The sequence below is a fragment of the Kordia zhangzhouensis genome, from assembly GCF_001005305.1.
Classification (GTDB): Bacteria; Bacteroidota; Bacteroidia; order Flavobacteriales; family Flavobacteriaceae; genus Kordia; species Kordia zhangzhouensis.
The window spans coordinates 24,309-49,735 of sequence record NZ_LBMH01000012.1; the positions used below are offsets into that span (position 1 = coordinate 24,309).

24 protein-coding genes are annotated in these 25,427 nt (G+C 33.8%); 15 read left to right on the forward strand and 9 right to left on the reverse strand.

All coding sequences use genetic code 11. The features are described from left to right. Positions 1-197 precede the first annotated feature (197 nt). Positions 198-554, forward strand: a complete 357-nt coding sequence (locus AA088_RS15085; RefSeq protein WP_046745867.1) for a CoA-binding protein — start codon at positions 198-200, stop codon at positions 552-554. On the opposite strand, the gene AA088_RS15090 is transcribed toward AA088_RS15085, so the two are convergent. Next, the gene (locus tag AA088_RS15090) at positions 534-2,042 is read right to left on the reverse strand and encodes a sodium:solute symporter (protein ID WP_046745868.1); all 1,509 of its coding nucleotides are present in this window, start codon (positions 2,040-2,042) and stop codon (positions 534-536) included. The genes AA088_RS15085 and AA088_RS15090 overlap by 21 nt on opposite strands. Before the next feature lie 157 nt (positions 2,043-2,199). On the opposite strand from AA088_RS15090, the gene recR reads away from it, so the two are divergent. The 3 genes from recR to AA088_RS15105 all read left to right on the forward strand — a co-directional run bounded on the left by recR (position 2,200) and on the right by AA088_RS15105 (position 5,401). Continuing rightward, on the forward strand, positions 2,200-2,820 hold the full coding sequence (gene recR, locus AA088_RS15095) for a recombination mediator RecR (protein ID WP_046745869.1): 621 nt from the start codon (positions 2,200-2,202) through the stop codon (positions 2,818-2,820). 12 nt (positions 2,821-2,832) lie between these two features. After that, entirely contained in the window at positions 2,833-3,981 is a 1,149-nt protein-coding gene (locus tag AA088_RS15100; protein WP_046745870.1) for a glycosyltransferase family 2 protein, read from the forward strand. Between the two features lie 76 nt (positions 3,982-4,057). Next, entirely contained in the window at positions 4,058-5,401 is a 1,344-nt protein-coding gene (locus AA088_RS15105; RefSeq protein WP_046745871.1) for a dihydrolipoamide acetyltransferase family protein, read from the forward strand. Between the two features lie 99 nt (positions 5,402-5,500). Here AA088_RS15105 and AA088_RS17785 read toward each other — a convergent pair whose 3' ends face one another. After that, positions 5,501-6,139, reverse strand: a complete 639-nt coding sequence (locus AA088_RS17785) for a hypothetical protein (RefSeq protein WP_157547258.1) — start codon at positions 6,137-6,139, stop codon at positions 5,501-5,503. Between the two features lie 96 nt (positions 6,140-6,235). Between AA088_RS17785 and AA088_RS15115 the strand changes: the two genes are divergently transcribed. From AA088_RS15115 to ftsY, 9 genes are all read left to right on the forward strand, one after another. Next, on the forward strand, positions 6,236-7,009 hold the full coding sequence (locus AA088_RS15115; protein WP_046745872.1) for a 3'-5' exonuclease: 774 nt from the start codon (positions 6,236-6,238) through the stop codon (positions 7,007-7,009). 81 nt (positions 7,010-7,090) lie between these two features. Beyond that, complete coding sequence (locus AA088_RS15120) at positions 7,091-7,447, forward strand: hypothetical protein (protein WP_157547260.1); 357 nt, start codon at positions 7,091-7,093, stop codon at positions 7,445-7,447. A 93-nt stretch (positions 7,448-7,540) separates the two neighbouring features. After that, positions 7,541-8,152, forward strand: a complete 612-nt coding sequence (locus tag AA088_RS15125) for a fumarylacetoacetate hydrolase family protein (RefSeq protein ID WP_046745874.1) — start codon at positions 7,541-7,543, stop codon at positions 8,150-8,152. Between the two features lies 1 nt (position 8,153). Further along, positions 8,154-8,495 carry a hypothetical protein gene (locus AA088_RS15130; RefSeq protein WP_046745875.1) on the forward strand — a complete coding sequence of 114 codons (342 nt, stop codon included), beginning with the start codon at positions 8,154-8,156 and terminating at the stop codon, positions 8,493-8,495. A 5-nt stretch (positions 8,496-8,500) separates the two neighbouring features. After that, entirely contained in the window at positions 8,501-9,757 is a 1,257-nt protein-coding gene (locus tag AA088_RS15135) for a competence/damage-inducible protein A (protein ID WP_046745876.1), read from the forward strand. A 71-nt stretch (positions 9,758-9,828) separates the two neighbouring features. Then, positions 9,829-10,065, forward strand: coding sequence for a 50S ribosomal protein L28 (rpmB, locus tag AA088_RS15140; RefSeq protein ID WP_046745877.1), 237 nt, complete (start codon positions 9,829-9,831; stop codon positions 10,063-10,065). 30 nt (positions 10,066-10,095) lie between these two features. Then, positions 10,096-10,278, forward strand: a complete 183-nt coding sequence (gene rpmG / locus AA088_RS15145) for a 50S ribosomal protein L33 (protein WP_007094744.1) — start codon at positions 10,096-10,098, stop codon at positions 10,276-10,278. Between the two features lie 6 nt (positions 10,279-10,284). Next, complete coding sequence (locus AA088_RS18070) at positions 10,285-10,434, forward strand: DUF4295 domain-containing protein (protein ID WP_082106792.1); 150 nt, start codon at positions 10,285-10,287, stop codon at positions 10,432-10,434. A gap of 230 nt (positions 10,435-10,664) precedes the next feature. Next, on the forward strand, positions 10,665-11,621 hold the full coding sequence (ftsY, locus tag AA088_RS15155; RefSeq protein ID WP_046745879.1) for a signal recognition particle-docking protein FtsY: 957 nt from the start codon (positions 10,665-10,667) through the stop codon (positions 11,619-11,621). Between the two features lie 91 nt (positions 11,622-11,712). On the opposite strand, the gene AA088_RS15160 is transcribed toward ftsY, so the two are convergent. Further along, the gene (locus AA088_RS15160; RefSeq protein WP_162199694.1) at positions 11,713-13,053 is read right to left on the reverse strand and encodes a fibronectin type III domain-containing protein; all 1,341 of its coding nucleotides are present in this window, start codon (positions 13,051-13,053) and stop codon (positions 11,713-11,715) included. 132 nt (positions 13,054-13,185) lie between these two features. On the opposite strand from AA088_RS15160, the gene AA088_RS15165 reads away from it, so the two are divergent. Continuing rightward, positions 13,186-14,817 carry an amidase family protein gene (locus tag AA088_RS15165; RefSeq protein ID WP_046745881.1) on the forward strand — a complete coding sequence of 544 codons (1,632 nt, stop codon included), beginning with the start codon at positions 13,186-13,188 and terminating at the stop codon, positions 14,815-14,817. Between the two features lie 120 nt (positions 14,818-14,937). On the opposite strand, the gene AA088_RS15170 is transcribed toward AA088_RS15165, so the two are convergent. The 4 genes from AA088_RS15170 to AA088_RS15185 all read right to left on the reverse strand — a co-directional run bounded on the left by AA088_RS15170 (position 14,938) and on the right by AA088_RS15185 (position 21,210). Then, positions 14,938-15,579 (reverse strand): hypothetical protein, encoded by a 642-nt coding sequence (locus tag AA088_RS15170; RefSeq protein WP_046745882.1) that lies wholly within the window; start codon positions 15,577-15,579, stop codon positions 14,938-14,940. A gap of 6 nt (positions 15,580-15,585) precedes the next feature. Continuing rightward, positions 15,586-18,273, reverse strand: a complete 2,688-nt coding sequence (locus AA088_RS15175) for a hypothetical protein (RefSeq protein ID WP_046745883.1) — start codon at positions 18,271-18,273, stop codon at positions 15,586-15,588. An 8-nt stretch (positions 18,274-18,281) separates the two neighbouring features. Beyond that, positions 18,282-19,994: a hypothetical protein gene (locus AA088_RS15180; RefSeq protein ID WP_046745884.1), complete on the reverse strand. Its 1,713-nt coding sequence runs from the start codon at positions 19,992-19,994 to the stop codon at positions 18,282-18,284. A 124-nt stretch (positions 19,995-20,118) separates the two neighbouring features. Further along, a complete protein-coding gene (locus AA088_RS15185) occupies positions 20,119-21,210 on the reverse strand; it encodes a serine hydrolase domain-containing protein (RefSeq protein ID WP_046745885.1) in 1,092 nt (363 codons plus the stop codon). Positions 21,211-21,293: 83 nt separating this feature from the next. Between AA088_RS15185 and rimO the strand changes: the two genes are divergently transcribed. Beyond that, a complete protein-coding gene (rimO, locus tag AA088_RS15190) occupies positions 21,294-22,598 on the forward strand; it encodes a 30S ribosomal protein S12 methylthiotransferase RimO (RefSeq protein WP_046745886.1) in 1,305 nt (434 codons plus the stop codon). A gap of 33 nt (positions 22,599-22,631) precedes the next feature. Here the strand turns inward: rimO and AA088_RS15195 are convergent, their stop codons facing one another. Both AA088_RS15195 and AA088_RS15200 read right to left on the reverse strand, forming a co-directional pair. Next, positions 22,632-25,103, reverse strand: coding sequence for a M14 family metallopeptidase (locus AA088_RS15195; RefSeq protein WP_046745887.1), 2,472 nt, complete (start codon positions 25,101-25,103; stop codon positions 22,632-22,634). 96 nt (positions 25,104-25,199) lie between these two features. Continuing rightward, complete coding sequence (locus tag AA088_RS15200) at positions 25,200-25,424, reverse strand: hypothetical protein (RefSeq protein ID WP_046745888.1); 225 nt, start codon at positions 25,422-25,424, stop codon at positions 25,200-25,202. Positions 25,425-25,427 lie beyond the last annotated feature (3 nt).

Here is a 25,427-nt window from a genome sequence, read left to right on the forward strand (position 1 = left end):
GTTTTTATTTTTTGACTGATGAATTCGCAATTTCACGAATCATGCATACTTGACGAGATATTACAAGGTATGTTACGTTCTTTAACAACTTTTAACATATTTTAACAATTAAGAGCCTAACAGCTCAAAATTGATTAAATTTGTATGCTTTTTACCAGAAAGCATTCACTCAAATCGTAACTAAATACTATAACTAATTGAAAACACTTGTGTTAGGTGCTTCTTTAAAGCCGCATCGTTTTTCGCATAAAGCGGTAGCTAAACTTGCTTCTAAAGGATATGAAGTAGTTGCTTTTGGATTAAATGAAGGAGAAATTAATGGAGTGACTATTGATACAAAACTGAAAGAATATAATGATATTCATACAGTTACATTGTACATGAATCCGAACAGGCAACCCGATTTTTACGAATATATTCTTTCGTTACAACCGGAACGTGTTATTTTTAATCCTGGAACTGAAAATCCTGATTTTTGCAAAATGTTACAAGAGAAAGAAATCAAATGTGAGGTTGCTTGCACATTAGTAATGTTAGCGTCGAATCAATATTAGACCCAAAAACGTCAACAATCCGTTAATAGGTAACAATTCATACCCGAATTGATAAAACGTTTCTTTTGAAAGTTTTACAGCTTCTGTCATGTTGGCAACATCAGCAGTAAAATACGTGTAATAAGCTCCAAAATTTGCTAAAAGATATGTAGCAGCAATTGAAATTCCGGTTACAATCCACACTTTTTTGTCACGTATATGGTAATTGGTGAAAATTCCAAAAGCAAATAACCCTAACAAAGGACCATAGGTATATCCTGCAATAGTAAGGAGGCTGTCAATAACACTTTTATTGCTCAAACTGTTGAAGATAATTACTACAATAATTAGTACAATAGACATGGAAATATGCACCATTTTTCGAATGTTTTTTTGTGTGTTTGCTGGCTTTTTTTCAATATCAAGGAAATCTACAGAAAACGAAGTTGTCAATGAAGTCAATGCAGAATCGGCACTTGAGTAGGCAGCAGCAATTAATCCTAATAGAAAAACGATTGCGAGCGAAACTCCAAGAGTTCCTTTTATTGCAATTTCAGGAAATAACAGGTCAGTTTTAGCTTTTCCATCCATCAAAGGGACTGCCATATTTTCTTGTGCAGCATACATGAATAACAACGCACCTAATAGTAAAAAAATAAAATTCACCACTACCAGCACAATACTAAAAGTAACCATGTTCTTTTGGGCATCGCCCAATGTCTTACAAGTTAGGTTTTTTTGCATCATATCTTGATCTAATCCAGTCATACAAACGGCAATAAATAATCCTCCTAAAAATGATTTTAGAAAATAATTTTTTGCCATTACATCTTCTGTAAACCATATTTGACTATAGTCTTTTAGCGTTTCTGAAGATAAAAATTCACCAAAGCTCATGTTCAAATCACCTAAAATTAAATACATAGCTACGCCAACAGCAATTAACATAAATAGAGTTTGCAAGGTATCTGTCCACACAATAGTTTTAATTCCGCCACGAAATGTATATAGCCAAATTAATAAAATAGAAAGTGTTACTGTTAATGCAAAAGGAACTCCTAATGCATCAAAAACATAGCGTTGTAATACAATAGCAACCAAATACAAACGGAAGGAAGCGCCGAGAATTCTAGAAATCAAAAAGAAAAAAGCCCCGGTTTTATAACTCACCACACCGAAACGATTTTCCAAATACTGATAAATAGAAGTTACGTTCAACCGATAATAAATAGGCATCAATACATACGCAATAATGAAATACCCAACCAAATATCCAAAAACGACTTGCATGTAGCTAAATTGTGAAGCGTGTACCCAACCAGGTACTGAAATAAACGTTACACCCGAAAGTGATGCGCCAATCATTCCAAAAGCAACTACATACCAAGGTGATTTTCGAGAGGCTTTAAAAAAAGTTTCGTTGCTATCATCTTTTCCTGTGAAATAAGAAATCAAAATTAAAACGCCAAAATAACCAGCGATGAGTAGTAAAATATGAATCGGTTGCATACTTATATGTTTTCAGAAGTTGCAAAATACAAACTTCTATGTCTTTTTTTAACTGAATCACAAAAAGATTGGGAAAAATAAATAGAACCACATAAAGAACATTTAAAACCTTTAACAGAACATCAATTTCAAAAATAAAAAACTGTAAATTTGCCATATGGAATTCTCCTCAAGACTTTTAGAAAATGCGGTCAATGAAGTATCGCAATTGCCTGGTATCGGAAAACGGACAGCGCTGCGTTTGGTGTTACATTTGTTACGTCAACCAGAAAGTCAAACGTTACATTTAGCAAATGCTTTGAAAGACTTGCGATCAGAAATCAAGCATTGCAAGAATTGTCATAACATTTCGGACGTAGATATTTGTGATATTTGTATAAATGACAACCGCCGGCAGGACATAATTTGCGTAGTAGAAGACATTCGTGATGTTATGGCGATAGAAAGTACTGCTCAGTACAAAGGTTTGTATCATGTATTAGGAGGGAAAATTTCTCCATTAGATGGTGTTGGACCGCATAATTTGACCATCACTAGTTTGGTAGAAAAGGTGCAAAACGGAAAGGTAAAGGAAATCATTTTTGCTTTGAGCTCTACGATGGAAGGTGATACGACCAATTTTTATATCTACAAACAAATTGAGAGCTACAACGTAAAAACATCTACAATTGCTCGTGGAATTGCTGTTGGTGACGAGTTAGAATATGCAGATGAGGTAACTTTAGGTAGAAGTATTGTCAATAGAGTTCCGTTTGAAAACTCTTTGAAAAGTTCATAAATCATTCGTGTTATGAAACTTTCAGTCATCATTCTCAATTATAATGTACGCTATTTTTTGGAAGCTTGTATCAAAAGTGTGCAAGCGGCTATTTCCAACTTAGATGCAGAAATTATTGTTATAGACAACAATTCACCAGATGATAGTTGTGCTATGATGCGAGAAACTTTTCCGAAAATAGTATGCATCGAAAATAAAGAAAATGTTGGTTTTGCAAAGGCAAACAATCAAGCGGTGCAACATGCCCAAGGCGAGTATATATGTATTCTAAACCCTGATACTATTGTTGCCGAAGATACATTTGTTCAACTGTTGTCGTTTGCAAAAAACACAAAAAATCTAGGAAGTATAGGATGTAAATTAATCGACGGACGCGGAAAATTTCTACCAGAAAGTAAACGAAATATTCCCACTCCAAAAGTTTCCTTAAAAAAAATCTTAGGAAGTAAAAATTCAGGATATTATGCAAACCTGCATGAAGATGCTATTGGAAAAGTTGATATTCTTGTAGGCGCTTTTATGTTCATGAAAAAATCGGTATATGAATCTGTTGATGGTTTTGATGAAGATTATTTTATGTATGGAGAAGATATCGATTTATCTTATAAGATTAAAAAAGCAGGTTTTCAAAACTACTATTACGGAAAAACCACAGTAATTCATTACAAAGGAGAAAGTACGTTAAAGGACAAAACCTATGCAAAGCGTTTTTATGGAGCTATGCAGTTATTTTATAAAAAACATTTTCAGCGTAATATTATCTATGATATTGTGGTGGCGCTTGGCGCGAAATGGATTCCGTTCCTATCAAAAGGTGAAACCAATACAATCAAACAAATCCATTCCTATATTTTTATTAGCGATTCGGAAGAACGTTTCAAGCAAGTTTCACTCTGCTATCATGAAAAAAAAGGAGTTCGCATCGAAAATTTAGATCATTTTTTTAGTGAGCTAAAAAAGAACAAAACGGCTGAAATTGTACTAGATACTCATTTCATAGACTATAAATCCTGTATTCAAATCTTTGAAAAACAACTTGGATATTACAAAATATTATCAAAAAACAGTACTTTTATCCTCGGTAGTGATTCGTCCAAAAATAGAGGAGAAGTTTGGCTACTGAGTGCTAAAAAGAAGTATGTTAATAAAGAATTAAATTAAAAATAATTCAATAAAAAATCATATTATTTAGTATTTTCGCAATCTCAAAATAAAATAACATCTTTAGATTAAGGATATGGCAAAATTTGAACTAAAACTTCCTCAAATGGGAGAGAGTGTTGCAGAGGCAACAATTATATCATGGCTTAAAGAAGTTGGCGATACAATTGAAGCTGACGAAGCAGTATTAGAAATTGCAACCGATAAGGTTGATTCTGAACTGCCAAGTGAAGTAGATGGTGTTTTAGTTGAAAAACTATTTGAGGTTGACGATGTAGTGCAAGTAGGGCAAACCGTTGCTATTATTGAAATTGCTGGAGAAGGAAGTGCTGTAGAAGAAACAAAAAAAGCAAATGATGCTTCAACACCAGAAGTTAAAGTAGGAGGAGAACCTGCTGAAGCAGAATTGGCAGCACAAGCAGTGGCAAAAGCCAAGGAAACAGTATCCAATGACTTTTCAACTACTGAAAAATTCTATTCGCCATTAGTTAAGAATATAGCAAAAGAAGAAGGAATCTCTGTTGCAGAACTTGATGCAATACAAGGAACAGGAAAAGATGGAAGAGTTACAAAAAATGATATTCTTGCATATGTGAAAGATGGTAAAAAAGCACAGCCTGTAATAGAAGCTCCAAAAGCAGCTATACAAGAAGCAGTAAAAACAGTAGCAACTTCAAAGTCTACTCAAGCGACTCCAGTTTCAGTAAACGGAGGAGATGAAATTATTGAAATGACGCGTATGGGGAAACTTATTGCGCATCATATGGTGGCATCAGTGCAAACTTCGGCTCACGTTCAAAGCTTTGTAGAAGTAGATGTGACAAAAATATGGAACTGGCGTAAAAAAATGAAAACTGCTTTTGAGCAACGTGAAGGAGAAAAATTGACGTTCACGCCAATTTTTATGGAAGCTGTAGCAAAAGCATTAAAAGATTTTCCAATGATGAATATTTCTGTAGAAGGAGATAACATCATTAAAAAGAAAAATATCAACCTTGGAATGGCAGCTGCCTTACCAGACGGAAATTTAATTGTTCCTGTTATTAAAAATGCAGATCAACTGAACTTAGTAGGAATGGCTAAAGCTGTAAATGATCTTGCAGAAAGAGCAAGAGCCAACAAGCTAAAACCAGACGAAATACAAGGAGGAACTTATACTGTAACCAATGTAGGAACATTTGGAAGTATTATGGGAACTCCGATTATCAATCAACCACAAGTTGGAATCTTAGCGTTAGGAGCAATTCGTAAAGTGCCTGCAGTTATTGAAACTCCTGAAGGTGATTTTATTGGCATCCGTTACAAAATGTTCTTATCACATTCTTACGATCACCGAGTAGTAAATGGAGCTCTTGGAGGACAATTTGTTAAACAAGTAGCAGACTATTTAGAAGCGTGGGATAGCAATAGAGATATCTAAAAATAGTAAACTAAATACAAAAAGAGCTTTCATTTGAAAGCTCTTTTTGTATAAAAATAAGTTTTCACGTTTTAGGATGATTTGATAAAAAAATACAATTTATTGTTTTAACATTTCTACAAAAGAAATCAGGTTCAATCCTTCGTGTAATTCACCTTTAACAATAGCAATAGGAATAGAAGAAATAAGTACATCCCTACGTTTCATTTTAGAAATAGTATTCCAAAAAAACTCTTTATATCGTTCATTTTCTGAAATATTGAAGACTTTGTGTTTGATGCGATTGACTAAAAGCATCTCTGCCAACTTTTCACATTTAGCGCATTCATCTTTAGTGAAAATGATTGTTTCTCCACGATCAATCACATACTCAAGATCTTTCCAGCTATCAACTTTCATTTCAATGTGAATTTCCTGTAATTGATTTTCTACAGAGTGAAAATATGTATACTCAGGAGTTACATTTTTTAGTGGAATAAGGACAGTGAGTAATACTTTTTGTTGTGCAGGTACTTTTTTGATTACAGGCCGATAACTGCTTTTTCGAAATCCGTTTCCGCTTACCTTAAAAAATACTTCTTTTGTAACTTTTGTGTGATTAATAGCATAAAAGGAAATCTTTTTTTGATCCTTTACTTCTACAATTTCTACAGATAACTCTTGTGCTTGTACACAAAAAACATTTGAAACACAGCAAAAAAGCACTAAAAGAAAATAATTATACAAACAGTTTTTCATGAGATACTACACAATCGCGTTAAAATCTAGTTTTAAACTAGAAAATAGTTTTATTTGCTCTGTAATAATGGTAAATTTACTGTTTTAAACAAAACAATGGAATTAAAGCTAAAAAAACCTGTCTGCTTTTTTGATCTTGAAACTACTGGAATAGAGGTTGCTAATGACAGAATTGTAGAAATATCAATACTTAAAGTATATCCAAACGGAAATAAAGAGAGCAAAACTTGGTTGGTAAATCCAGAAATGCCTATTCCTCCAAGCGTTTCTGAAATTCATGGAATTACTGACGAAAAAGTAGCGAATGAGCCAACTTTCAAACAGCTATCCAAAGAAATATTCAGCATGATTAAAGATTGTGATTTAGCTGGATACAACTCTGACCGATTTGATATTCCATTATTGGCAGAAGAATTATTGCGAGCAGACATTGATTTTGATATGAAAAACAGAGTTTCTGTTGATGTTCAAACCATTTTTCATAAAATGGAAAAAAGAACGTTGGCTGCAGCGTATAAATTTTATTGTGGAAAAGAGTTAGAAGGAGCACATAGCGCTGCTGCTGATACAATGGCAACTTATGAAGTATTAAAATCGCAACTTGAACGCTATGAAGAATTGGAAAATGACATCAAGAAGTTGAGCGAGTTTACCACGAGAAAAAAAATGGCAGATTTTGCAGGCTTTATTTTGTTTGATAAAGATAATGACGAGATTTTTTCTTTTGGGAAACACAAAGGAAAAAAAGTAGAAAAAGTATTAGAAGAAGAACCAGGTTATTTCGGTTGGATTCTTAATGCAAATTTTCCATTATATACAAAAAAAGTACTCACTGCAATTAAGTTACGAAAACTGAATACAAAATTTTAATCGCTAAAAATGATTTTGAGGAAGTCTACCATATTGCTCATCACATTTTTAAGCATGCAAATCTTGTGTGCGCAAAAAAACATGTCAGGAACCATTCTCAATCAAGAGACAATGGAACCTGTCACACATGCTCATATAATCATTCCGTCCGAAAAAAGAGAAACAACTGCCAATAGTAAAGAACAGCTTGAATTTACTGTGCTAAATCAATGGATTGGAAAAACACTTGCAACTAGTTGTGTAGGCATTGAAGACAAAAACGTGCAAATAATTCGAGCAAAAGGGATGATGTTACACATGAAACCTTCGGTAGAATTTTTAAGTACAGTACAGCTATCCAATACTAAAAAGGAAAAACAGCAAAAATCAATTCCTTTCGAGGAAAACGAAGGCGAATCATTTTCTTATTATCTGTTGGGTAACGGTTGGAAAAAGTAGGAAAATTAAAAATGCCAGAAAATAGCTTTTCAAAAAATCAAATTGTAGCACTGGCACTCAAGGTACAATTGACAAACTAAAAAAATACAAAAGATGAAAATTATTTGTATCGGAAGAAATTATACAGAACACATTGCTGAATTGGCAAATGAAAAACCCGCAGATCCTGTTATTTTCATGAAACCAGATACTGCAATACTAATTAAAAAACAACCGTTTTTTATTCCAGATTTTTCTAATGAAATACATCATGAAGTAGAAATTTTGGTAAAAATTAATAAATTAGGAAAATATATCGATCGAAAATTTGCGCATAAATATTATGATGAGATTAGTGTGGGGATTGATTTTACGGCTCGTGATTTACAATCTAAACTAAAAGCAAAAGGATTGCCTTGGGAAAAAGCGAAAGCTTTTGATGGTTCGGCGGTTGTTGGGGAATGGATTTCCAAAGACCAATTTGCAGATATGAACGACTTGAATTTTTCATTACAAAAAAATGATGAAATTGTACAACAAGGAAATACCAAGCACATGCTTTGGAAAATTGACGAATTAATAGCGTATGTATCACAGTTTTTCACGTTAAAAATAGGTGATGTCATTTTCACAGGAACACCAGCAGGTGTCGCAAAAGTCAATGCAGATGATCGACTCAAAGGGTATATCGAAGAACAAGAATTATTTTCAATATTAGTAAAATAAAATGAGCTATAATCTAGAAAAAGTAAATGCAATATCCGATGGAGATAAAGATTTTATAGAAGCTGTCGTAGTCGCTTTTATAGAAGAAATCCCTGAAGATTTAACAAAATTTGAACACGAAGTTCAAACAGAAAATTACAAAGGAATTTATCAAGTAAGTCACAAAATAAAGCCAAATTTGGATCTTTTAGGAATGCAAGAAGCCTATGAAGAAAATCTGCAAATTCTCAGTTGGTCTAAGGCAGAAACAAATATGAATGCTATAGCTGAAACTTTTGAAAGTATACAGCAAAAAATAAATCAGACAATCATTGAACTCAAAAAAGAATTCAATATAGCTTAACAGTTATGACTGCTGAAATAATTACAATTGGTGACGAGATACTAATCGGACAAATAGTAGATACGAATTCTGTATTCATCTCTAAGGCATTAAATGAAATAGGAATCTCTGTTTATCAAATAACTTCCATACAAGATGATAAAGCACACATTTTAGAAGCGCTTGAAGAAGCTAAATCTAAAGCTGATATTGTATTGATTACTGGCGGATTGGGACCTACAAAAGACGATATTACAAAGCATACGCTTTGTGAGTTCTTTGAAGATGAATTAGTGCGTAACGATGAAGTATTACAGCATATTGAAGAGCTATTTGCAAAGTACGTCACTACTTCTCCCATCTCTGAGATGAACCGAATGCAGGCGTTAGTACCTTCTAAAGCCCAAATTTTGATGAATGAATATGGTACAGCTCCAGGAATGTGGATGGAAAAAGAGCAAACTGTATTTATTTCTATGCCTGGTGTGCCTTATGAAATGCGGGGAATTATGAATGGACATGTCATACCCAAACTTCAAAAAGAATTTGAACGCCCATTTATTTACCATAAAACAATTTTGACTTATGGTATGGGAGAAAGTAGTATTGCAATGAAAATAGAAGATTGGGAAAACAATCTTCCTCCAACAATTAAACTTGCATACTTGCCTAACTTTGGAAAAGTGCGTTTGCGTCTTACGGGAAAAGGTCAAAACAAAGAAGAAGTAGTAAATGCGGTTGATACCTACGCCCAAAAACTCTATCCAATCATTGGTGATATCATTCGAGGAATTGAAGGAGAAAGTAATATAGTAACTCAAATAGGAGAACTTTTAGTCGCTAGAGGTCATAAACTCGCTGCCGCAGAAAGTTGTACTGGCGGACGAATCGCAGCTCAAATTACTCAAGAGTCAGGAGTTTCAGCTTTTTTTAACGGAAGTGCTGTAACGTATGCAGTACAATCAAAAATAGATATTTTAGGAGTTTCCAAAAAACTAATAGATCAGCATTCTGTTGTCAGTACTGAAGTAGTGGAAGCAATGGCTAGAGGAGCTCAAAATATCTACCATGCGGATTATGCGATAGCAACCACAGGAAATGCTGGACCAACCAAAGGAAACTCTGATGTTGAGGTTGGAACTGTTTTTATAGCCATTGCCACTCCTAAGGGTATAATTTCCAAAGACTTTAACTTTGGGCAGCCTCGTGAAAAGGTCGTGAATAAGGCTGTTACCAAAGCTTTTGAGATGTTATTAGAAGAAATTTTAAAAAACAGTAAATAAATATTTGCTGAGAAAATAAAAAAATGTAAATTTGCACCTCGTTTTTGAATAACTTAAAAAGTTTAGTACAGATGTCAAGAGTTTGTGAATTAACAGGTAAGAAAGCTATGGTTGGGAACAACGTATCCCATGCAATGAATAAGACGAAACGCAAGTTTAATGCGAATCTTACAAAAAAGCGCTTTTACATTCCTGAGGAAGATAAGTGGGTAACTTTAAAAGTATCTACTTCAGCGTTAAAAACAATTAATAAGAAAGGAATCTCAGCTGTGCTAAAAGAAGCAAGAGCGAAAGGTTTTATCAAATAATTCAGTCATAAAGTATAAATACCAACAGCAATGGCGAAGAAAGGAAATAGAGTTCAAGTAATTTTAGAATGTACTGAGCACAAGGCTTCTGGGCAACCAGGAACTTCTCGTTACATCACTACAAAGAATAAGAAAAATACTCCAGATAGATTAGAGATTAAAAAATTTAATCCTATCTTGAAGAGAATGACTGTTCATAAAGAAATAAAATAATAAGTCATGGCAAAGAAAGCAGTAGCATCCTTACAAACAGGATCAAAAAGATTATCGAAAGCTATCAAGATGGTTAAGTCTCCAAAAACTGGAGCGTATACTTTTGTTGAGTCAATTATGTCTCCTGATGAAGTTAATGATTGGTTAAAAAAATAATTACCCATCTTTTTATACGATTACATAAGCTATTCTCGAAAGAGAGTAGCTTTTTTGTTTGAATTATTTTGATGCGAATTTGTCAACGTGACACTTTTTCATGTTTGTAAGTTAGGCAAGATAATTGACTATATACGAAGCATACAAGATATGTTAATTTTAAGTATCTTGCTTGCGATTTATATACATCATTTTATGGATGTTAGTGATTAAATAATGAACCAAAAATTATGAGTTTTTTTAAAAAAATATTTTCATCAGAAAAAAAAGAAACACTCGATAAAGGATTGGAGAAATCCAAAACTAGTTTCTTTTCAAAACTTACCAAAGCTGTAGCAGGAAAAAGTAAGGTAGATGATGAAGTTCTTGATAATTTAGAAGAAGTATTAGTGAGCAGTGATGTGGGCGTTGATACAACCTTAAAGATTATTGACAGAATAGAAGAAAGAGTAGCGAGAGATAAATATTTAGGTACAGACGAATTGAACAAGATTCTTCGTGAAGAAATTGCTGGATTATTATCAGAAACAAACTCTGGCGAAGAAACGGAATATACGATTCCAGCAAATAAAAAACCATATGTGTTAATGGTTGTTGGAGTGAATGGAGTGGGAAAAACAACTACAATTGGAAAATTAGCATATCAGTTTAACAAAAAAGGATTAAAAGTTGTGTTAGGAGCGGCAGATACATTTAGAGCTGCTGCTATAGATCAATTACAAGTTTGGGCAGACAGGGTTGGCGTGCCAATTGTAAAACAAAATATGGGAAGCGATCCAGCTTCTGTAGCATATGACACTTTAAAATCTGGAGTTGCGCAAGATGCAGATGTAATAATTATTGATACAGCAGGACGTTTGCATAACAAAGTTAATTTGATGAAAGAATTGACGAAAGTTAAAAAAGTAATGCAAAAAGTGGTTGGAGACGCTCCACATGATGTTTTATTAGTGTTGGATGGTTCTACAGGGCAAAACGCGTTTGAACAAGCCAAACAATTTACAGCAGCCACAGAAGTAACGACACTTGCTGTAACTAAACTTGATGGAACGGCAAAAGGTGGTGTAGTAATTGGAATTTCCGATCAATTTCAAATTCCTGTAAAATATATTGGAGTAGGAGAAGGAATCGAAGATCTTCAAGTTTTCAATAAATATGAATTTGTAGATTCATTCTTTAAAAAGTAATTTTTTTGAGGTCTAGAAATGACATTAACAAATAAAAAAAAAGCTGCAAATTAATATTTGCAGCTTTTTTTTTATCGTGAAATAATCACGATTATATTTTAGTCAAACGAATTGTAACTTCGCTTAAGGCAGCATTTGTACAAGTTGCACTTCCAGTATCTTCCACAAAACGGATATCGATAGTGTTGTCATCTACCATATTGTAGTTGGTTGGCATTGCAGTTCCTTGTCCTAACAATACATTATCTCCTCCACAGTTAAAGTTTGTATCTTGATCGTCAGGAACACTTACAGTTCCATCGCAATTAAGGGTAAAGTTGAATGTCATAGTAGGTTGTGTTCCAGTCACGTCTAGATTTGCTAAATATTTAACAGTAATACTTCTTTCAGTATCTGATACACTGGTAATATCAACATTTACAGGATCTCCAAAAATTGGTTCGTCTGTATTGCCTATTTCTTCATACATATAAGTTCCTGTGTAGCCAAGAGGTAAGGTATTCACATTATTAAATCCAATCCATTGACTTTGTGTCGTAGTTCCGCAAAGGGTTCTTACAGCAAAAGTATATAAGGTGTTTGGGCATAAACCAGTAACTGTATAGTTGGAATTATTGGTTGTAACTACTGTTGCTGTTGCTGGGTCAAAACCTGCAACTTCTCCATAACGAACTTCCCAAGTTGTTTGCGAATTTGAATCCCAATCTAAACTTACAGAATTTTGTGTAAAACTATCTATCGATAAATTAATTGGAGGCAAACATGTAGAAAAACGGAAAGGACCTGAAAAAGCACTAGAGCTTCCTATTTGACTTCCGTCGGTTACGGTATTACAGTTTGCACGTACGTAAAACTCATAATCAGTATTTGGTTGTAAGTTTGCTACTGAGTGCTCTGTGTTATTTCCTGTGGCAAATAATTCTGCTTCTTCTAAATTAAATCCTACGAATCCATATTTGATCTCCCAAGAAACTTCATTTCCGCCCGGACTCCATGTAAAAGTAGCTCCTGTTTGTGTAATATTGTTTACGCCTAAGTTAGTTGGTGCTGGACATGAAGTGCGAAACTCTACAGGTCCAAACCATTCATTATTAGCTAAATTACAATCAGATTTTACATAAAACTCATATGAAGTCTGCGCAGTTAAACCTCCTATACTAGCACTTGTTGAAGGTGTATTGATAATAGTTCCTGTATCTGGGTCAAATCCAGGAGTTCCCCATGAAACAGTCCAACTTACACCTGTAACAGGCAAACATTCTCCTGATTCGTTCACGCTTCCACACCAATTCAATTGTGCAGAATTATCTGTAATATCTGAGGTAAAAGAAGCCACAACTGGCTGACAAGGTTGTATAATTTGGGGGATTGGCGTGTCATCTGAACAAGAGAAGACAAGTCCAATTAGTAGAAGCAAAACTACTTTTCTCATAAAATTTTTTTTTCGTTCATGACAAATATAAAAAAACAATGAAGAGTTTATCATGTAGAATTCAAAAAAACAAGAATTACAGACAATTACCCAATAAGATTGTATCTTTATATCTAAAAATAACGCATTATAATGAAGAAAATTATATGGTTTGTGGCACTATTTTCAATATTTTCCTGCCACACGCAAAAAAAAGTAAGTACAGAAAATAATATTTCTGATATCAGTGTCAAAGAATTTAGAGAGTTTAAAGTGTTGGACTCAAAAAATGTAGATTCAAAATATTATGACAATGCACTCGATATACAGTTACAGGACTTTAGTGAGACAGATCATGAACGGTTAAAGCCATATATTCTTGAGAAAAACATACTAGAGCTTCATAAAAATAGGGTAAAGGGAGCTTTTACATATGAAGAGTTAGTCAAATTTTACTTATATAGAATCAAAAAATACGATCGAGAAAATAATATTTCTCTTAATTCTATAATTAGTATCAATCCGAACGCTGTAGCAGAAGCACAACAGCGAGATCGTGACTTTCTCAATAAACGATTAAAACCGTTACTTTTTGGGATGCCTATACTGTTGAAAGATAATATCAATACGGAAGTTATGCCAACCACTGCAGGCGCTATTGCGCTTAAAAATAACACTACCAAAGACGCTTTTATTACCAAACAATTGAAAGATAATAAAGCTATCATTCTAGGAAAAGCAAATTTAAGTGAATGGGCCTATTTTTTCTGTGGTGATTGCCCAAGCGGTTATAGTGCTATTGGTGGACAAACGTTAAACCCTTACGGGAGAAAAGTTTTTGATACTGGCGGATCTAGCTCTGGAAGTGGAGTAGCTATAGCTGCCAACTTTGCTGTTGCAGCTGTTGGTACAGAAACGGCAGGATCAATTTTATCACCTTCAAGTCAGAATTCAGTTGTAGGATTAAAACCTACCATTGGTTTATTAAGCCGTTCGGGAATTGTTCCAATTTCAAGCACGCTTGACACACCAGGACCAATGACAAAAAACGTTGTTGATAATGCAATTTTACTAGGAGCCTTATATGGCTTTGATTCAAACGATACTAAAAGTATTTCGTTAAAATATCATGGAAGTCATTATTATGAACGAATTAAAAACGAGAATGGTTCTGTAAAAGGAAAACGTTTTGGCGCTTTTACACGCTTGCTACAAGATACATTGTATGTAAAAGCAATCGAAATCCTCAAAGAACAAGGAGCTGAAATTGTGGAAATTCCTGAAGAAGAAATACAGTTGCCAAAATTTATCAATCTTTTGAACTTGGATATGCAAAAGGATTTGCCTGAGTATTTTACGAAACACGGAAGCAAATCACTTTCGTTCAAATCAGTAGAAGATGTAATTAACTTCAATAAAAAAGATTCAGTCAATACGATGCCATATGGGCAAAAATTATTCTATGGAATTGTAAACGATAATGCTACAGAAGAAGAATTTTCGGCAATAAAGAGCGTCTTGCATGAAAATGGAAAAACTTTTTTTAACACACCAATGGAAAAGTACAATTTAAACGCAGTTTTATCTATCAATAATTATCATGCCGCTTATGCGGCTGTGGCAGAATATCCAGCATTGACTGTTCCGATGGGATATACAAAAAAAGGAGAACCTAAAGGACTTACATTTATTAGTATACCTTATTCTGAAAAATTACTGCTAGAATGGGCATATGTATATGAACAAGCTTCTTTAAAACGGAAAATGCCTGAAAATTATAAGTAGAAATAAGCTATGCGTTTCTAAAAAAAAACGGAGCACCTAGAATTATTTAGTGTTCCGTTTTTTATAATCTATTTTTAGAAGTTATATCTATTGAGATATTTTTAAAAGTAGATAAAGAAATTATTCTTCTATATTTTTTGTAGTGTCTTTGTTTTCTTCAGATTCTGAAACAATTTCAATAATTCCACCAGCTAATGATGTAACTAATCCGCCAGCACGAACAAAAATTACCAATGCATAAAATATATTTTTATTAATTGGAGGATACCCTAAACCTGCTGGTAAATAATGAATCACTTTTCCTATATAACTCATCTTTAAAAGCTTTTTAGGCATTACAGCCATTGCAATAATCAATCCGATTGCTCCAAGTGAGCAAATAGCTGGTTTTACATATTTTAAAGCTAATTTGCCAACCTTTACTACACTAGTTGTATTGAGTGCTAGCATGGCTATAACTAGTGCTAGTGCTAAAATATGTAATACGATAATTGGAATTAAAATCCATTTAATCACTGCTGGAATTTCGATCTTTCTATGATATAATAAGCCCATGGACCAAAACGTGCCAACTAAACCTAGTATTGATATTGTTTTACTGATTGATCCTACAATGCCTAAATCGGTTTCGGTACTATCGGCAACTTCTTCTGCTGCATAAAATAAAAGTCCAAGTCCTGAAATTGCTAAACCACCAATAGCAAATATTCTATCAACATCATCCAAGGTATTTTCTGCTGTATTATCTATTTCTTGTGTCATGATTGTTTAGTTTAAGTTTAGTTGAAAAATAGTTTTACCTCTATTGATGAATTCTTCTTTGGTTTTTCCTTCTCCAAAAGGAGCTTTTCCTTCACCAATTTTATAAAGAATTGTAGTTGGAATGGCAACAAATAAGCACATGACATCCAAAAATGTTAGTTCGTCACTTTTGGTAACCGCTTTATACAACGGCGTAATGATTGGAATTTCCCATTGTTTGTTCAGTCCAACTTGTGCGATACTGATTAAGGTGTCGAGAGATACAAAAATAAGATCCATCAACTGTTTTACAAGAAATAAACTCAATCCTGCAAGTTTATGCAAGAGTAACTTTAAAAACTCTAAAAATGTAAGTTCGCCTTGAATCATCTTTTTAAATCCATCAAAAATTATATCTACTTGAAGTTTAAACCCTTCTCCAGATTTGACTAAAATTTCCTTTAATTGACTTGTAAATGATTGAAAAACATCAGTAAAATCAGTTGGAATTTGCGATTTGATAGGTTTGCCAGAGCTGTCATGTAAATAATTCTTTTTTGAGTTCAACCAATTTGCTCGAGGATCGGCAGGAGCTTCTTTGGAAGGTTGAGAAGGATCTGCTTTGTGAAGTGAATCGGGAATGTCAACCAGTTCGGGAGAAAACTTTTCAATTTGTTTGTCAAGAGTATCATCTACATATTTACGTATGTTTTTGATTTCGTTTTTTAAACAGATAATAGCTTCGTTGGTAAAATCTTTAAAAGCATTTTTTGTTTCTACAATCGAATTCCAATCAAACAAAAATGCTAAAAACTCAAAAAGATCTTTAAAAAACACGCTAATCGCATCAAATATTTTCTGAATAAAATGTCCAATTTCACGTATTGTTTTCACAATCCAATTAAAGATTTGTTCTCCAATTTTGATTATGAACTTTACACCATCTTTTACTTTTTCAACTACAAATTCGAACGCCTTTTTGGTGCTATCCCAAACAGAATGTAAAAAGTCTCCTAAGGTCAATCCTTGATGAATATTAGAAGAATTTACAATACTTCTCGCTGCAGTTGTTTGGTTGGATGTTCCTATTCCGAAAGAATTACTAGAAAAAGCAGTGCCATTTTCTACTGTTTTGGCAACTGATAACATCTCTTTGATACCATTTGCAGCACTATTTAAAAGAGCTGGATCAGTCCCTTTGGCAACTAATAAATTACCGTTTTGTTTGCGTGCATTAGCCAAGGCTTCTCCTGAGGTCACTTTTTCTTCAAGATTCCTCAGAACTTGTTCAGACAAGTTAATTGCAACAGGTTTTTTTAAGAAATTAGCATTGAGAATAATATTACTTGAAGCAATATCTTTTACAGGACAAATTACAGTGAACTCTGCAGAAACACCTAGCGGAATGCTTACTTCATGATCAGGACCAATATGATAACTTTCGCCATTTACATACACAAAAAGATTGCTTTCGGCACTTAGTCGTACCTGTAAGTCTTGAAAAGTTTTTGTGGCTTTGCTTCGAAATTGAATATGTGCTGAATACGATTCAACTTCTTTTAAACTATCAATGCCTTTAATTGTAAGTGTGTTTTTATTCCATAATGTAGTGGTAGCATCTTGCCAAAGCTGTGTAAGTTCGCTTCCGTGTTTTGTGTTAATAGCAAATAATCGGTTTCGAATACCTTTGCCTTTTACACAACAAAATTGCTCAGCATCTTTTGCCATCACAATAGGATGTGTCCATTGATTGTCAATAAATTGTTGTAAATTTTGATCAAAAAACTGATTGTTTTGATAGTGCAATCCTTTTTCATTTAATGACCAAACACTATGATGGTCTCCGTTTCGAGCTGCACGTATTCTTTTGATTTCTTCAAAAGTTCCAGGCATTTTTATAACATCAACCGTATCTTCTTCGATACCAGAAATATATTGATGAATATTTTTTCCAGCACCGTATACAATATCGTTAGTATCGTCAGATTCTACTAACGCAAAACAATTAATAGCTTTTTCTTCGTCAAAACGCGCTTTAGTTGTTTTTCCATAGCGCTCATCTGGAAACGATTGGTATACAAATGAGCGTTCTTTTCCAATATCATATAGCATAAAAACACCATTCGTATACTGAAAATTACCAAGTTCAAACTGAATAATTTTCATTCCATTTTCAAAAAGCGTGCAAGGTTTAGGTGTCAAATCATCTAAATTGGCTACATAATATTTAGCATCTTCCCCTTTGGTAGTTGTGGAAAAAACTATTTTTTCAATCCCAATTGATACTTTATTGATGACTTCGTTAGTATTGACTGCTTGCATTGAAGACCACGAAAGGCTTTTGTCGAGCGTTTCAAATTGTGTAGTATCCAATGGAATTTCATCTGAAACCCACACTTTGTTATCTTCTACTTTTGCAATCTGAAAATAATCTTCTTCTGTGTTATATTCTAATTCAAAGGAAGTAACTTCTCCTTTGGATAATATCAATTGTATCCATCCAGAAGCAGAGCCTTCTGAACGTAAAATACCTTGTAATTGTTTGTCTTTCGTTAAACAAAAAATAAAAGGTTGTTCGGGTGTAACCATTAATGAACGAATAGTGGTTCCAGCTTCAATAGCAGATTCTGGAAAATAATTTTGCATCAATTCGCTTTTAAAATCTACAGTGACCTTGTCATCTTTTGAGATTTGAAATTTTGGATCTACTTTCATGATATTTTTTATTTTTCAATTACTGGCGCGTATGCAATATCATAAGCAACAATATCTTCTTTGTTTTCAATGCGTAAATTTTTAAAGGCGTATACTTTTCCAAGCGGAAGAATCACTTTATTAGTTTGGTTTAATACATCTATAGCATTGAGTTTTTTAATCAATGCACTAGAACTGCCTGCTCCTTGTTTTCCTAAGTCAGTAGCAATTTGATTAACAATGGCTTTTACGGTAAGGATAATCCATGAGATAAAGATGGTAAGAATACTCAGTAAATCATTCCAGAAACCGTGTCCAAATAAATTAGGATTTTCGTCAAACGCAATATTAGGTTCTGTAAGTTTGTGATCTAAATCAAAACGCCCCGTTTTCCCAGCTTTGATAGTGAAATCTAAATAACCAGGAGAACCTTTTTTCTTAATTTCATCTTTGGTATATTTTCCATTTGTAGATAAGGTTTTTTTCCCAACTTCAATAAACCAAGCATGTACTTTTACGGTTACATGAATTTCAATTTTGTAGCGTACAGAAATTCCTGAATTATTACTATTATTTTTTACTGATTCTTTGGTAATGGTAAACGTAGTGTCTATCGTATCATCTTTTTTCTTTTGATGCCTTGTTAAGACCATCACGTTATTTTGAAATCCGTGTTTAAGTTGCACACCTTCTAAATTTGTAAATGTGCTTTGAACATAATCATCTAACGATTTTAGATACGTGTTGAAATGATTTCCTTGAATAGAAAATACACCATCAGTAGAGCTACTAGTGTCTTTGCCTAGTTCAATTAAGCTTTTAGGAAGAATTCCTGCGGTTGTAGTTGTAGGAGGCTTGGTATCGTTTAGCATCATTAAAAAGTTTAATGCACTAAAATCACCTGGTTTTTTATTCTTATTACTATATGAAGTTGAAAAGCCTAATGAAGTAGGTTGAAACATCGCTTTTTCTGAAGCTTTTATTTTTTTGCGTTTAATTCCATATCCTAAAACATATGGATTGTCAGTTCCAGAAACAGTCATATTAAAGTAGTTGGCAATTGCATTTTGAAAAGCTTCACTACTTCCTGAAGGTAAGGTGCTTTTTGATTTATCAAAATTTGAAATATTGGCATTTTCAAAGTTTAAAAAAAGACTTTGAATGGTGAAATCTTCATAAGACAAACCACTTTCTCTAATGATTTTTTCAGCACTTTCCCCAGCATCTAAAATCATCTGTTCTTTCTTAACTTTCAATTGTCCAATAGGAACTCTAAATGCATAAACTGAATCTTTTAAATTAAAAACAGTAATGGCTTTGGTTTCTTCTTCTCTGTAATAAAGTTTTCCTGTTTTAAAACGTATTTCAAGGAATACTTCTTTGGTGTTGTCTTTTATAAAACTGACTTCAGGTGCTGCTAAAGTGGAGTCCCAGCCAAAAGTAAGGTTCAAATTCTCGGAAGCCCTACGTTTCATTAGATTGCCAATCTCCTCCCAGTTATTGTCTTTTCGAGCTTTTTCGATGTCATTTTGAAGGCTAATCCAATCTTTTATTTTTTGTTTAAATTCAGCATCTTGTTCTGTAATGTGGATATCTTTTCCATCAGTATTTTTTCCTCCTAAAACACCCCATTTTTTATGAATGATGTTTCGTTTATATAATTGTGAAAATTGATAATTAATGGTATTTTGCGATAAGGCCAGCACCATGTCGTAACCGGCAAGTGTTTCGTTTCCTTTCATATTGGCTAGTAATTAAGGTTTATGTGTCTAAATTATAGCAGAAAAAAGAAATAGATAAACGTACAAATACGTGATTTTCAGATAGAAAAAAAGTGAGAAATATCTCAAAAAGCATGATCTAGGATTAGTTAATCAATAAATTGATTTTTTCCCAGAGAGCATTGTCAAAGTCTGACAAAGCAAAATTGTCAGTATCTGCAGCATTTCCCATTCGGATGATGACCAGTTTTTTGCTAGGAACAATATAAATTTTTTGATCATTTTTTCCTAGAGCACAATACATATCTTGAGGAGCATTTGGAATCAATACACCCTCAAACTCTAATTGTGTTTGTGGTAATCGGTAAGAGCTCGTTCCATTAATCCACCATAAATATCCGTAGGCTTTGTTAATGTTTTGAGAAGTAGAAGTGGCTTCATTTAAAAAACCTTCGGGAATAATTTGTGTGCTTTCCCATTTTCCTTTGGCAGCCATCAATAAGCCAAAACGAGCCATACTTCGTGTAGTACTCCAGTAAACATTAGCTGTTTCAGTTTGTATCCAAGTTCCAGTCATTCCAATTCTATTTTTCAAATGAGAATCAAAATAATCATCCCAAGTTTGATTGCTTGCAGCAGCAATTACGTCTTGCATTTTTACAAAAACACTATGATAAGCCCAGCGAGAGCCTGCATCGGCTAAATATTGTAAATCTTCAGGGGCAATTCCATCGCCCAAGCTATCATCCAATCCTGAGGTCATGGATAGTAAATTCTTACATGTAATCAGATTTTCTTTTTCCAAAGGAGCATTTGTCCAATTTGGACCGATATACGTTGAAACTTTGTGGTTGATATCAATCAAGTTTTCTTCTTGAGCAATTCCTGCAACTGCTGTAGTAAGTGTTTTGCCAGCACTCGCCCAATACCAAGGCGATGTTGCAGAATGTCCATCAAAATAAGTTTCCACTACAATCTTTCCTTCATGTAAAATGATGAAACTTTTAGTGTTTTTTTCTTCCAAGTACTCTAAAAGAGGTTGTAATTTATTGGTATTCCACTGTAACGCTTCTGCAGAAACAGTTTCCCAAACATCAGAATTTAGTGGCGGAAAATAAAGTGAAGTATCTGTCGAAATGGGTGTTTCTTGTGGTGGAATTTCAGTAACGTCTTCGGAAGTACAATTTAAAAATAAAACAAACGCAATGGAATAAAGTACAAGAAACAGACGATTCATGAGCTAGATTTTTATTTTAAGACTATTAAATATACCAAAGGTTTAAATTAGATTGTATCTTTGTCCACTGAATTTTTTTGGATATGAGAACGAAGACTTTAAAGAAAAATAAAATCAATGTTGTTACACTTGGATGTTCTAAGAATGTGTATGACTCAGAAGTATTGATGGGACAGTTGAAGGCAAATGGGAAAGAAGTAGCACATGAAGAAGAAGGAAATATCGTGGTAATTAATACTTGTGGATTTATTAATAATGCCAAAGAGGAAAGTGTCAATACGATTTTAGATTACGTTCAAAAAAAAGAAGATGGTATCGTTGATAAAGTCTTTGTAACAGGATGTTTAAGTGAGCGTTATAAACCAGATTTAGAAGCTGAAATTCCAGATGTAGATCAGTATTTTGGCACAACACAGTTGCCACAATTATTAAAAGCACTTGGAGCCGATTATAAGCATGAATTGATAGGAGAACGTTTAACGACAACACCTAAAAATTATGCATACTTAAAAATTGCAGAAGGTTGCGATCGTCCGTGTTCATTTTGTGCAATTCCATTAATGCGAGGAAAGCACAAATCGACACCTATTGAAGAATTGGTTGAAGAAACTGAAAAACTAGCTGCGAAAGGTGTTAAAGAGTTAATTTTAATAGCACAAGATTTAACGTATTACGGGTTAGATTTATACAAGAAGCGTAATCTTGCCGAATTATTACGTGCTTTGGTAAAAGTTGAGGGAATTGAGTGGATTCGTTTGCATTATGCATTTCCCGCAGGTTTCCCAATGGATGTGTTGGAAGTTATGAATGAAGAACCTAAAATTTGTAATTATTTAGATATTCCATTACAACACATTGCAGATGATATTTTGAAATCAATGCGCAGAGGAACAAATCAAGCTAAAACAACAAAACTATTAAAAGAATTTCGTGAAGCGGTTCCTAATATGACTATTCGCACTACGTTGATTGTAGGATATCCAGGAGAAACAGAAGCGCATTTTCAAACCCTAAAAGAATGGGTAGAAGAGATGCGTTTTGAACGTTTAGGTTGTTTTACATACTCACATGAAGAAAATACACATGCCTATGCATTGGAAGATGATGTTCCGGAAGAAGTGAAACAACAACGCGCCAATGAAATTATGGAGATTCAGTCACAAATTTCTTGGGAACTGAATCAAGCAAAAATAGGCCAGACTTTCAAGTGTATTATTGATCGAAAAGAAGGCAACTATTTTGTGGGACGTACTGAGTTTGACTCACCTGATGTTGATAATGAAGTATTGATTGATGCTGAGAAATTTTATGTAAAGCAAGGTGAGTTTGTTAATGTAAAAATCATAGATGCAGCAGATTTTGACTTGTATGGTGAACCAGTTTCTTAGATGTTAAATTTTAAATACTAAATGCGTCTAATCCTACAATTCAAACGAATTGTTGTTTACCAAAAAGATTGCATTCGCAAAGAATAGTTTTCCATTTTCCCAAAATGCTCTAAACATAGGATTGTCAACCATGTAAATCATGCTGCCACTCTTAATTCTGTGTTCGCCAAAAACTAATGTCTTGTCTATTTTTTCTATTGCTTTGTAACCAGCAAATCCAGCGACAGGAGTCTTATTTTCTAAATAGCTAACGGTAAAACCATCTTCAAGATACTTGTAAGCGTTATTTCCAAGCTTTAACGTGTAATAAGTGTCATCATATCCAAAAGCTAACGGATGTGTATTGTCAACTGTTGTTTTAAAAATGGCTCCTGTTATAGAATTTGAAATATTTTCTCGTTCATTTCTAGCATATGAAGTAATTCTTTTGTCAACATCTTTATCGTCTTCTTTTTTAGAAAGTCCAAATCCTTCCTTATCTGCAAAGGTGTTTAAAGCACGTCCAATAGCAATCACTTTTCCTCCGCGTGACACCCAATTTTTCAGTGCTTTTATTTGCTTTTCATCAAAAATAGAACGGTAATTTCCATTAGGTAACACAAGTACATCAAAAGCGTTCAAAGAACTTACTGAAAAATCATCGGAATTGATATTTGTAACTGGAAATTTCAGTTCTTGTTCAAAAAAGTACCATAACTCACCAAAACCAAGAGAACTTGTTGTTTTTCCTGACATGACAGCTACTTTTGGCATTTTTATTTCTTTAATATCAGGAGAACCAAGATCAACACCATTATCTGAAAAACCTGAAGATAAACTGGTTAGTTTTATAGAATGTTTTTCAACAAGATTCATTAGTGTTTTGGTATAATCTTCCTTATTCTTATGATCACTTTTAGTGAAAATTAATGAGCCTTGTGCAAATGTTTGTCCGTTAGTAGTTAACGGTTTTTCAGTGAATCGTACACGAATTCCGTTTTGCAATGCATCACTCAAAAAAGCGGCGTCTTTAATACTATTCCAAGGAGTTATAAAAGCCGTCGAATTAACTTTATTAAAACTCGTTGTGTATGTTTTTTGGTTGGCATTTGGAGCAATCAAACTTTTGGAAGCAGTTGTTTTCAATCCATAGACATACGGAATACTCCAAGCGGTAATATCGTATGTTAGTGAATCGCTCAATTTTGCATCTTTTTCAAACAAAACTTTCACCATAGTGGCTTTTGGCTGATTTGTACTAACAACAAGTCCATAAGAGACAGCATTAGATTTTTGCGCATTGCTATCATAGTCCAACCCTTTTACAGTAGTATTGGAAGTGAAGCCATACTTAATTTCATGCCTGTCCAACAATTCTGCTAGTTTATGGAGACGATCTTCATTACCTTCTAATACATAACTCTTATAGGTAAAATGGGTATTACTAAAGTATTTTTTAAATTCAGAATTAAGTTTGTCTGCATTCTTTGAAGAAATCTCTACGGTTGATAAGCCAGTGGTATGATGATGTAAAATGCGATCTTTCAACGTTAACAAATCTCCTTCATCATTTAAAATTCCTAATCCTGCTCTTCCGTGACCTGCTTGTTCGTACGTCATTCCGATAGCTCCATTAAATGTTGGATAGGTGTCTCCGTAACTTGGGTAAAACAAATCAAAACGCTCTCGCGTGAAATACAACCAACCTTCTTTATCAAAATAACCCGCATGATTTTGACCGATTTGCGTTTGGAAATCACGCTGCCAATCAGTAATTACTTCATGAAAAGGTTCGGCAGCAGGCGCAAAATAATAAGGTTCGTTTATTCCTTGTTCATGAAAATCTACGTGAATATGCGGCAACCATTTATTATATACTTTCAAACGTTGACGTGTTTCTACTTGTGTGGCCCACGCCCAGTCTCTGTTCAAATCAAATAGGTAATGATTTGGTCGACCGCCTGGCCAAGGTTCATTGTGTTCTGTGGCTTTTTGGTGTGAGTTATACGGAGTACTAGCTACTTGATTATACCAATTGACATAACGATCGCGACCATCAGGATTAATACAAGGATCAATAATGACAATGGTGTTTTGTAACCATTCCTTTTTTGCAGTAATCAATTCATAAATCGTTTTCATAGAAGCTTCAGTGCTTGATGACTCATTTCCATGAACGTTATAACTTAACCAAACAATTGCTTTGCTAGCGGTATTTTTGGAAGTGGCCAACCCTGCATTTGCTAAGTGATTTTTACGAATGTTTTCTATGTCTCTTAAATTTTCAGGAGTAGAAACATACGCAATTTGTAACAAACGATGTTCATTTGTTTTTCCATATTCTTCTAATTGTACCATCTCAGAAGTTTTCGCTAAATGCTGATAATAATCAACCACACGATAATGATTTGTAAATCGTGTACCTAATTCATATCCTAAAAACGTTTCAGGAGATTGGGTGTTTTGTGTAAAAACAGAGAATGAAATGAAGAAAAGTGAAAGTAAAGTAAAAAAATGTCGTCTCATTACAAATGATAAGTTAGATAAACACCAAATCTAACTAAATAAATCAAAAGAAGCTACCGTAACAGTAGCTTCTTTACATATTTTATCATTTAATTACTAACAAATAAAATTGCCATCAATATCAACTTCAAATGTTAACAAACATCCTGCGTCAATTGTACATAAACAGGTAGCAAGTGTCACACAAGGATCTGATTGTGGCGGCGGAATTGGCTCACAATTTTTGCCATTAGTAGGAGCACCACCAACAATTGTAGCGGCTTTAAAGTTGGCAATGAGTTGTTTTTGGATGGATAACTTTTTTAAGTTTCGTTTTTTCATGAT